Origin of the sequence: Clostridium sp. C2-6-12 (assembly GCF_009928485.1) — a bacterium.
Taxonomy (GTDB): domain Bacteria; phylum Bacillota; class Clostridia; order Clostridiales; family Clostridiaceae; genus Clostridium.
Genome location: NZ_JAABNP010000001.1, coordinates 237468 through 250176 on the forward strand (window position 1 = coordinate 237468; position 12709 = coordinate 250176).

The following is a 12709-nucleotide window of genomic DNA, read 5'->3' on the forward strand; positions in this document are numbered from 1 at the left end:
TTGAAACACAGTTAAAAAATTAGAATAGTATGTTTTTCTAGTTTCTATGTGAAGTTGTTAAGATTACATATTGAAGGGAGTTTTTTACTTGGAAAAGAATAATTCTTATGGTGTAAGAAGGAATGTTTTAAGAGAACTTTCAGATGCATTTTCTAGTATACATGATAATTATAAATATTTTAGCAAATTGTCCAAAGAAGGCTGCAAAGTTCTTGGAGCCTCAGAATGGCTTCTAGATAATATATATTTAATTGAAAAAGAATATAAAGCGATAAAAAGGGAGATGCCAATAGACTATTTTGAGGGATTAACTTCTATAGATTCAAAGGAAATGGTGCCACGTATTTTTTTAGTGGCTAAAGATTATATAAATAATCAAAATGAAATTGATTGTGATAAATTAATAGCTTATATAAATAAGCTTCAGGAAAAAAGAACAGAAATGAGTGGCGAGATAGATTTAGAGAATAATGAAGCTGGTTTTACCATGGGAGAATTGTGGGCTTTTCCTCTTATGCTTAAAACAGCAATTATAATAAGCCTGTCAGAGTATACTGATGAGCTTACATCTATTCAAAAAGAAATTATACAAGGAAAGATTACAGCTGAAAAGGTTATTGATATTATCAATAATAATCCTGTATATTGTAAAAATGTTGGAGAATTAAATAATGCTAATTTAAAAGAAAGTAATATGAAGGATAATCTTAATATTCTTTATCAGGAGTTAAGAAGTGTTCAGGTTGATTTTGATCATGTAAGTCATCTATTTCTAAGAGAATTTTTTAGGGTTTTAAGAGAGAATTCTATAGAGGATGAAAGATTTTATGAATTTATGGAGACTAATTGGAATTTAAGTGTGGATTATGAAAAGAGTGAACTTAAAAGCCAATTAAGAGAAGAGGTGTTGGAAAATTATATTGGTGAATATATCACCCATATTAGAAAGATTGAGGGGATAAGCTGGAGAAAGTTTTTTGAAAATACTTCTTTAGTTGAAAAGAAGCTGAAAAAGGATCCTCAAAAGGTCTATAGTAATATGGAGTTTAAATCAAAAGATTATTATAGACATAAGCTTGAAAGGTTAGCAAGAAAGCTAAAGGTCAATGAAATTGATTTAACAAATAATATTTTGGAACTTGCTCAAAAAAGCATGGACAATAATGAAGATGATTATAAATGCCATGTTGGGTATTATTTAATTGACGATGGAATAAAGGAATTGGAGAGTCACAATAATCGTGCTAAATTTAATTTCTCAGAAAATATGTATTTAGCCATGAATATACTTGGAACTCTTTTGATAAGTTTTTTCATTATATATATGACCAGTATTTTAGGAATAGCATATACAAGAACTCAATATTTAATTTCATTTTTGCTTATTTTAATTCCTGTAAATGAAATAATAATTGGTATTACAAACTGGACTGTAAATAAGGCTTCAGAAATTAGATTAGTTCCCAAGTTAAATTTCAGCAGTGGAATTCCAGAAGAAAGTAAAACTGTAGTTGTAATTCCTGCAATTACAAATTCAAAAGAAAAGATTAAAGAACTTATGAAAAAGCTTGAAGTAGCTTATTGTGGGAATAAAGATAAAAATTTATATTTTGCATTACTTTGTGATTTTTTAGATTCTAAGGAGGAAGTAGAGAAAAATGATGAAGAAGTAATAAAATGCGGAATAGAGTGCGCCAGAAAATTAAATGAAAAATATTCTTATGAGGGATCGAAAAGTAATCGCTTTTTTTTCTTTAGCAGAGTAAGAGTTTATAATGACAAGCAAAAGGTTTATATGGGAAGAGAAAGAAAACGTGGAAAGCTTATGGAGTTTATGGCTCTTATTAGAGGAAGTAATGAGCATACCTTTAATGTTTTTAGTTCAGATATTAAGGAATTAAGAGCGGTTAAGTATTTGATTACTTTAGATGAAGATACTTTTATGCCGAGAGAAAGTGCTGTAAAGCTAGTAGCAGCAATGAGTCATGTTTTAAATTCCCCAAAGATAAAGGATAACCGTGTAGTCAGAGGTTATGGAGTAATGCAGCCTAAGGTAAGCATTAGCTTAGAGGCTAAAAATCAAACTTATTTTTCAAGAATATTTGGAGGAGAAGAAGGAGTTGATGGATATTCAACAGCTTATTCAGATACATATCAAGATTTATTTGGAGAAGGCTCCTTTACGGGAAAAGGAATAATTAACATAGATAAATTTTATGAAGTACTTCACAATACAATAAAGGATAATAAAATACTCAGCCATGATCTTTTGGAGGGTGGAATTGCAAGATGTGCTTTGGTTAGTGATGTGGAATTTATTGATGGGTATCCGGGGTCTTATGAATCCAGCTGCAAAAGGCTTCATAGATGGGTTAGGGGAGATTGGCAGTTAATAGGCTGGCTGTTTTCTAATAAGCTTACTTTATTATATAAGTGGAAGGTATTTGATAATTTAAGAAGAAGCCTTTTAGCACCTAATCTTCTTTTGGCACTTATTTTATCCTTAACAGTTTTGTCAGCAGGGAATCAAATAGCAGCACTTTGTTTTTTTGCTTTAATAAGTTCTTTAGTGTTTACTGTGACAGACTTTGTTGTAACACCTAAAAATAAGCTTATGGGAACTTTTAAAAACTTAGAACAGGTTGTTTTAATAGTAAGCTTTATACCTTATCAATCATATTTAATGGTTCATGCTATTTTGGTAACATTATTTAGAGTTATTTTTTCTAAGAAGAATATGCTTGAGTGGCAGTCAGCTGAGTTTGTAGAAAAGAATTCAAGCAATGATTTTCTATCCTGCTTTAAGAGAATGTGGATTTCACCAGTAATGGGGATGGTGATTCTTTATTTATCGTTCTTTAATTCAATTGGTGTAATTGCGTATAATTTAGCAGTTGCAATTCTATGGATCATAAGTCCTTATTTTGCATATTGCATAAGCATGGAGACTACCAAGGATAAAAATACATTAAATAATGAAGAAAAAAGTTATTTACAAAAAATAGCTAGAAGAATATATGCATATTATGAAGATTTTGTTAATGAAGAAAATAATTATTTAGCACCAGATAATTATCAGGAAAAACCGTTTAAAGGTGTGGCCCACAGGACTTCTCCTACTAATATAGGAATGGGACTTATTTCAAATGTTACTGCATATGATTTGGGATATATAACTATGTGGGAATTTATTGATAAGACAGAGCTTACCTTAAATAGTATGAAGGAACTGGAAAGAGTTCATGGTCATTTTTTAAATTGGTATGATACAAAAAGTAGAAAACCTCTATGGCCAAGATATGTATCAACAGTTGACAGTGGAAATCTCCTAAGCGATTTATGGGTTTTGAAGCAGGCTATTGAAGAGGTTAAATATAATGAGGTAATAAGGATAAAAGAAACATCAGCCTTAAATGATGTTTATAAGATAATAGAAGAAGAAGCTGATTCAATTAAAATTAAATTTTTACCACAACATAATATAGGAGAATACTTAAATATTCTAAAAGAAGCTTTATATAAACTTCAAGACTTTAAGGAGGAGCAGAAACTAAATATACTTCAAAAGTTGAGTGAAGAGAAAAATAAAATAAGCAATTTGAAAGAAAATAAAGACATATTTTATGAAGCAGATATTTTAAAGAAAAATAAAAAATTGTTATATGAATTAAGTAATGAAATAAATGATTTAGAACCAATTGATGTAAAGTTAAATAAGCTTAAAAATTCAAACAAAGATAAAGGAGAAATGTATAAAAAAGAAAGCTTATACGATGTAAAATTAAATAATGAAGAATTAAATTACTGGCTTAATAAGCTTATAGATGAAATTAAGAAAAAAATTCAAAACTACAATAATATTTTTGAAGGCTTAGAAAAACTGTACAGCAAGGAGTTTTTTGAAGGGGTTCCCAATCTCATAGAATTAATCCACAGATGTGAGGAGTATAGAAGAGAAAGTGGGGATAACTTCAAAGAAAATTTAGGTCAAAAAATTCAAATGTTTAAAAGCTATGTGGATAAAATTGATAGGATAATTAAAGATATTGATAACCTTACAAAGGAAATGGATTTTAATTTTCTTTATGATAATACTAGAGAACTATTTTCTATTGGTTACAATGTTGAGGAAAATTCACTTGGAAACTCCTATTATGATTTGCTTGCATCTGAATCGAGAATAGCTTCATTTGTTGCAATTGCTAAAAATGATGTGCCAGAAGCGCATTATTTTAAGTTGAGCAGGGCAATGACTAATGCATTTCATACTCACTCCCTAGTTTCTTGGAGTGGAACTATGTTTGAATATTTTATGCCTTCATTAATAATGAGAAATTACCCCAAAACCTTGTTTAGTCAAACCTATAAAGCTGTAATAAAGGCACAGATATCTTATGCAAAACAAAAGAAAATTCCATGGGGAATATCAGAAGCTGCTTTTTATGAATTTGATGCAGCTGAAAATTATCAATATAAGGCTTTTGGTGTACCTGGACTTGGGCTGAAAAGGGGACTTGAAGATGAACTTGTAGTGTCTCCTTATTCAACATTAATGACAGTGCCTTTTGCAAAAAATACTGCAATTAAAAATCTTAAAAGACTTGAAAAAGCAGGGGCAACAGGAAGATATGGCTTCATTGAGGCTATAGATTATACTATGGCAAGACAGGGAAAATATATAATGACCTTTTCAGAAGTAAAAAATCAAGAAAAACCAACGTCAAATTCAAATTTTGATAAAATTGAAAATGAGAAGAATGTGGAAAACTCCTTAAAAATTAATAAAAATCACAATAATGATATGCTAATTGGGGAAAACTATACACAAAATGTGGATAACAATCTAAAAAATGTGGATAACTATGCAAAAAAGGTGGATAGTAGAAAGAATAAATATATAAAAGATATCAACAATTCCTGTGTGGAAAATGTGGATAATGTTGATAACTTTGAAGAAGAATATGATAGGCATGTAGATAATTATGATGAGGATAAGTTCAAAACAATAAATAATCCACAAAAGATTAATAAAGTTGTGAATTATATGGTGCATCATTTAGGGATGTCTCTTATGGCTTTAGACAATATTCTTCAAGATAATATTTTAATTAATAGATTTCACACCTTACCAGAAGTAAAAGCAACAGAGCTTTTGTTGAAAGAAAAGATTCCACAACATGTGGTTTTCGAGAGAAATGATGATTTTTCAATAAAAAATAGATATTTTGAGGGAGAAATCATGGTTCCAAGAAACTTTAAACAAGTAAAGCAAGATAATCCACAGGTCTTATTGCTTTCTAATGGTGAATACTCAACTATGATTACTGCAAGTGGAAGTGGATATTCTAAAAAGAATGATATGATGCTTTATAGATGGAAGGGGAATTCTACAAGTGATGACAGTGGAATGTTCTTTTATATAAAGAATTTAAATTCAAATGATTATTGGAGTTCTACCTTTGAACCTTGTAAAACTTCTGGAGATAAATATGAAGCAGAGTTTAATTTGGATAAAGCTAAGTTTATAAGGAAAGAGGGCAATATTAAAACTGAAATGGAGATAGTTGTTTCGTCAGATGAAAACTTTGAAGTTAGAAAATTAACTTTAAATAATTTAAGTGATAAAGCAAGAAGTTTGGAAATAACAAGTTATATGGAAATAACCTTGGCAGCCTTTAGTGCTGATGCAGCTCATCCAGCTTTTTCAAATTTATTTATTCAAACAGAATATGAGGAAGGAGAAAATATTTTAATAGGAAGTAGAAGAGGAAGAGTTAAAGGCGCAAAGGTTCCATACATATTTCATAAAATAGTATCAGAAGGTGAGCTTGAGGGACCTATTACCTATGAAACTTCAAGAATAAACTTTATAGGCAGGAATAGAGAATTAAAATCACCTGTAGTAATGGATAATGATAAGTCTTTAAGCAATACAGTTGGAACAGTTTTAGATCCTATAATGAGCCTGAGGGCAAGAATTAGATTGGAGCCAAATTCAAAAAAAGAAATTTACTTCTTAACTGGAATAAGTGATTCTAAAGAGCAGATTATAGAGCTATGCAGACAAAATAATGATTTTGCTAAGCTTAATAAGGTATTTAAAAATTATAGTATAAGTACACAGCTTGAGTTAAAAAATCTAGGTATAAGAAGCGGTAAGGCTAATAGCTTCCAAAGTGCTGCAAGTGAAATTTTCTTCTTAACCTCAAATAGAAAGAATAGAGAAGAATATATTGTTAACATAAAAAAGCATCAAAAAGATTTGTGGGCTTATGGAATTTCAGGAGACCTTCCTATTATTATGGCTGTAATTGAAACTGAGGAAGATACAAATCTTGTGCTTGATATGATAAAATTCCATTATTATTTAAAGCTTAAAGGATTAAAACTGGATTTAATTATATATAATAATGAAGAAATTTCTTATGAAGCTCCACTTCAAAAGAATATTCTTGATGCTATAAGAATGTCTAGCGAAAATAGCTTGCTAAATAAACCAGGTGGAATATTTATTCACAATAAGGCAACTATGGATGAGGAAGTTAAAAATTTATTAATAGGAATTTCAAGAATATATGTAGATAGTAAAAACAGTTTGAAATCTTATATATATGTAGAGAAAAACATGAAACCTTATATGGAATTAAAAGAAGAAGGGTTAAATTCTCAAATAGCCTTAAGAAATAATTCAAATGTACCTTATGCAGAATATGATCATGATGAAGATTTAATAACTGGAGAAGATTTACTTAAAGGTATGAAAGTGCCAGGTGATATAGCAAAGGTAAAAAAAGAAAATCTGAAAATAGAAGGAACTCAAAATATAGAAGAATCTCAAAATATAGAGAAACATGAAAATATAGAAGAACCTCAGAGTATAGAAGAATCTCAAAGCATTAAGAATGCAAAATCAATAATTGGAGATGTGGAATCCTCAAAAGAAATTAAAGAAGCAGCAAAAGTTTCAACAAGTATAGAGAAGACAGAAATAGAAAGGACAGAAGCAATAGAAGAAATCAAAGAAATAGAAGAAAATAAGAAGCTAGATGCAGATGAACCAGTTAAAAATAACTCAAATAAAGAATTTAATGAAATTTCAGATTTTAATATAGCAGACTTAGATTTCTTTAATGGTTATGGTGGTTTTAATAAAAAAGATAAAAGCTACATAATTAAGTTATCTGATTATAAAAATACTCCAGCACCTTGGATTAATGTTATTTCAAATGAAGATTTCGGATTTCATATATCTGAAACAGGAGCTGGATATACTTGGTGTGGAAACTCAAGAGAAAATAAGATAACACCATGGAGTAATGATTATATAAGAGATCCAGCAGGCGAAGCTCTTTATGTTAAAGATAATATTTCAGGAAAATATTTTTCTATATCACCTAAGCCGGTGCGAGATTCAGGTGATTATTTAATAAAACATAGCTTTGGATATTCTGAATTTATACATAAGGCCTATGATTTAAATGGAAAGCTTGAAGTTTTTGCACCTAAAGGAGAGCGCTTGAAAATACAAAGAGTAACACTAGAAAATTTAAGTGAAGAAGATAGAAGTGTTTCTGTATTTTATTATTCTAAGCTTGTTTTAGGTGTTTATGAATATGATAGCTCAAGATATATTTCTACATATATAAGTGGAATGGAGTCAGACCAAGATATAAATTCAGCAAAATCAGTTCAAAGTGAATCAGACCAAAACATAAATTTTAGAAAATCAACTCAAGACATAAATTCAAGAAAATCAGCTCAAAGTAAGGGATTTATAGGTGGAAAAAATCCTTATAGTCAATACTTTGGTAAATTAGATGCTTACTTAACTATATTAGGAGGAGAAGCCTTAAGCTTTACTGGAGATAATAAAGCGTTTATAGGAGTTGGAGGTGAATTGTCTAAGCCAGAAGCGTTAAATAAGGAAAAGCTCAATGATAAATCAGGTGGTATTTATGATCCTTGTTTAGCCGCACAAACCACAATTAAGTTGAAAAAAGGTGAAAAGAAGCAATTAGTAATTTTATTTGGTCAAGAGGAAAGAGATAAAATAGAAAATATTATCAATAAATATGAGAAGTTTGCTAATGTAGAAGCAGAATTAGATAAGGTAAAACAATATTGGAGCCATTTCCTAGGAAATATACAAGTTAAGACACCAGATAAATCTTTAGATTATCTTTTAAATGGATGGCTTTTATATCAAACCTTAAGCTGTAGATATTTAAGTAGAAGTGCCTTTTATCAAAGTGGTGGTGCATATGGCTTTAGAGATCAGCTTCAGGATTCTATGGCTCTTGGAGTAGTAAATCCTGAAATTCCTAAAGCACAAATATTAAGAAGTGCTTCAAGGCAATATGTAGAAGGTGATGTACAGCATTGGTGGCATCCAGTTGTAAATTCAGGAATAAGAACTAGGTTTAGTGATGATTTATTATGGCTGCCTTATGTGACTGCTGAATATATAAATTCTACAGGGGATTATGAAATTTTAGAAAAAACAGCACCATACCTTGAAGATGAGCCATTAAGAGAAGGCGAAGATGAAAGGTATACAATAGTAAATCAATCTTCAAAACAAGGAACTATATATGAACACTGTTTAAAAGCAATTGAAAAATCCTTGAAATTTGGAAGTCATAACATTCCACTAATGGGCAGTGGAGACTGGAACGATGGAATGAGTACAGTTGGAAATGAAGGAAAAGGTGAAAGTGTATGGCTTGGATGGTTCTTGTATTCTATTTTAGATAGCTTTATTGAAATTGCTAAAATTAAAAAAGATGAAGAAGTGAGAAAGCATTTTGAAGAAACAAAAGAATTCATAAGAGAAAATTTAGAAAAGAATGCTTGGGATGGCGGCTGGTATAGAAGAGCATACTTTGACGATGGAACTCCATTAGGTTCAAGAGAAAATCCAGAGTGTCAAATTGATTCTTTAGCTCAAAGCTGGTCTATAATTTCTGGGGCTTTTGAAAATAACAATTCAGGAGCAGTTGAAAATAGTAGTAATAATAATGAAGAAACATTAAAGTCAGAAGTAACATATTCAGCTTCAGAAAAATCAGAAGCAATTAACTTAGCTTTAGAGCAAAATGAAAATTCTATAAGTGAAAACCAATCAAATAAATTACAAGAAACTGAAGTTAAAGCTGGAGCTGGAGCATCAATACAAGGAAATCCAAGAATAAGAGCAATTGAAGCTATGGAAGCAGTAGAGAGAAATCTTGTAAAAAGTGATAAAGGCATGATATTATTACTTGCACCACCATTTGATAACTCATATTTGGAACCTGGATATATAAAAGGCTATGTGCCAGGTGTAAGAGAAAATGGAGGTCAATATACTCACGCGGCTGTATGGGTAATCTTAGCATTAACTAAGCTTGGTCTTGGAGATAAGGCAGTAAAGTATTTTAATATGATAAATCCAATAAATCACTCTAGAACAGAGCTGGAATGTATGACTTATAAGTTAGAGCCGTATGTTATGGCAGCAGACGTTTATATAAAAGAGCCTCATGCAGGACGTGGAGGCTGGAGCTGGTACACTGGAGCATCAGGCTGGATGTACCGAGTAGGAATTGAAAATATTCTTGGACTTAGAAAGGTTAAAGATAAGGGATATATAGTTAATCCTTGTGTGCCAATGGATTGGAAGGAATTCCAAATAAAGATTTCCAATGAAAAAGAAGATTATACAATAAAGGTTTCTAGAATAAATAAAGAAAATGGTAGTGAAGTGAATAGCCATAATAGTAGTGAAGTGAATAAGCACAATACTCAAATAAATAATAATGAAATGAGCCACAATAAAATAAAGGTAGTTATAAACGGAGAAATTATAACAGATAATATAATTCCAAGAAATTGTGGAAAGTTAGATGTGCTTGTATATTTCTAGAGATCTTCATTAAAACTAGAATTTATGCACTTATAGAAATAGTAGATATGCTACAATTCGGAACTTAAACTTAGGTAAGAGGTAAGAGTTTTGGATGAAATCCCTTTGGCTTTTCTTCCTTAACTCTTACCTCTTACTTCTTACCGAAGGTTACCTTTTAACTAATCTAATGCACAAATTCTAATTTACGAATTTAATTAATTAGAACATATATAATAAGTTTTAAGCTGTATGGGATATGTATAAATTATTCTATACAGCTTATTTCAATTTACAGTTCATAATTGTAAATTTTACATTGACAATGTAAACATTTAAATGATATAGATAACTTAAGTTTATAAGGAAAAATGTTTTAATTAAGGGATTTGTGTTATATTGATGAATAAAGGCAATGAAATTTTTGTATTATTAGTATATATTTAACAATAACATAAATAATTCTTATTACTTTTGTAAAAAAATGATGATAATTGAAATAAGGAGCTTTATGTTGGGATCATTAGTCTTTGTTTTAGAGGGAAAATAAGAGGGGGAGAGAAAATGTCACAAAAAAAATTTAATGTACATAGTATTCGAACAAAATTAATTCTTAGTTTAGTGTTGATTTGTGTAATACCATTAATTATAACTGGATTTATTTCCTACAACCAATCAAAATCAATACTTAGCAAAAAATTAAATGTTACAAGTGAACAGACACTTTCTGAGGTAAACAGTGGACTAAATAGCTATTTTGCTGGATTTACTGAGAGAATATCAATGTTATCAAACAATTATAACTTAGTGAATGTTGATTATGGGAAGAATTTTGATTACATACCTGACTTGTTAAAGAACTTAAATGATAGCAATAAGGATATTCTTGATTCATATTATGGAAGTGCTTCTGGCAAATTTGCAATATATCCTGATGCAAAAATGCCAGAGGGGTATGATGCAACTAAAAGAACTTGGTATCAAGAAGCTATAAAAGCAAAAGGAAAGCCTGTAATAACTAAGCCATATAAAGATGCAGTTACAGGAAAAACTGTTCTTGGGATTGCACAAGCTGTTGTAAAAGATGGTGAAATTGTAGGTGTTGTTGGATTGGATTTAACATTAAATACACTTTCAGATCGTATAGCAGAAAAAAAGGTAGGTAATTCAGGGATTGTATTTATTACTGACACAGATGGAGTGATGATAGCTCATTCTGATAAAAGCTTAATTGGTGGAGATACAGTTACAAAATTATCTTATTGGAATGAAGTTAAGTCTGGTAAAGAAGGATTTATTGCTTATGATTATTATGGAGTACAAAAATTTGGTGTATATGAAACTAATGAAATGACAGGCTGGAAGTTAATAGCTGGATTGGAAGAAAGCGAATTATCAAGTGACACTAAAGCAATACTATTAACTAGTGCAATAGTAATGGTGGTAATGGCGGTAATAGCAATAATTTTATCATTGATATTAAGTAAAGGTATTGCTACAAATATTAATAAATTAAAAGCGGTATTTGCCAAAGCTTCAGAGGGAGATTTATCAGGAGTTGTAGAGGTTAAATCAAAGGATGAACTTGGTCAGCTTGCAAATGACTATAATTCTATGATTAAAAATATAGGTGAATTATTAGAAAGTGCAAAGCAGACTTCTAATACAGTATTTGAGACTACTGCAAATCTTTCAAGCATGGCAGAAGAAACAACAGCGTCCATGTCACAGGTTTCATTTGCTGTTTCAGAGATATCTCAAGGAGCTATCAGTTTAGCTGAAAATTCCCAAGAAACTGCAATTGGTATCGAAGATCTATCTAAGAAATTAGATAAAATTGCGGATACAACTGAAGATATGAGCAATGTTTCAGAAGAAACTAAGAGTTTAAGTAAACAAGGAATAAACACTGTAAATGTATTAATTAATAAAAATAATGAAACAATGGATGCTACAACAAAAGTATCGGATATAGTTTCAAGTATGAACGAAAGTGTACAGATGATTAGTTCAATATCTAATGCTATAACTGAAATAACAGAGCAAACCAATCTTTTAGCACTAAACGCATCTATTGAAGCGGCGCGTGCAGGAGAAGCAGGTAAGGGGTTTGCTGTAGTAGCTGAAGAAATTAGAAAACTTGCAGAAGAATCGCAAAATTCTACAGAACAAATTAAGTCTATAATAAGTGCTATTCAGTCAAAAGCGGGGATAGCTGTAGAGGCAATGGATAACAATAAGAAAATTAATTCTGAACAAAATGAAGCGGTAATAAGAACAGAATTAATATTTACTGATATATTATTATCTATTACAACCCTAACAGAAAAAGTTGGAGATGTTAAAACTTCAATAGATGATATGCAAGTTCAAAAGCAGGTTTTTGTTACACAAATAGAAAATAGCTCAGCTATTTCTGAGGAAACAGCTTCATCAACAGAGGAAGTAACTGCATCAGCAGAAGAAGTATCTGCTACAATGGACAGATTTAGCCAGCATACAGAAGATTTACAACATTTAGCTGAAAAATTAAAGAAAGAAATAGATAAATTCACAGTATAAGCTAAAGGGTCAGACCCCAGGGGGATTCCCCCTGGGGTCTGACCCTTGGGAAAAATTACCTCGACATTATAATTGCAGATTTAAAGTAAAAATAAGCTATTAAGAGACTAATTAACTTGGTTTCTTAGTAGTTTGTTTAGGTAAGTGTAAAATTTAAGTAGAAAAGTTGTACTTTTTGTAAAAAGTAGATTATATACATTAAAACAATAATATTTATATGTTATAATTAAAATTAAAAGTAATAATATAATATATTTTAGGGAT

Annotated in this window: 2 protein-coding genes; both read left to right on the forward strand. The window is 30.3% G+C overall.

All coding sequences use genetic code 11. From position 1 onward, the window contains the following. Nucleotides 1-88: 88 nt before the first annotated feature. On the forward strand, nt 89-9904 hold the full coding sequence (locus tag GXK56_RS01085; protein WP_160683724.1) for a glucoamylase family protein: 9816 nt from the start codon (nt 89-91) through the stop codon (nt 9902-9904). Nucleotides 9905-10447: 543 nt separating this feature from the next. Next, nucleotides 10448-12445: a methyl-accepting chemotaxis protein gene (locus GXK56_RS01090; protein WP_160683727.1), complete on the forward strand. Its 1998-nt coding sequence runs from the start codon at nt 10448-10450 to the stop codon at nt 12443-12445. The last annotated feature ends 264 nt before the right edge of the window (nt 12446-12709 follow it).

Coding starts and splice junctions, on each gene's coding strand:
- GXK56_RS01090 (WP_160683727.1), top strand. CDS start 10,448: ATGTCACAAAAAAAATTTAATGTACATAGTATTCGAACAAAATTAATT.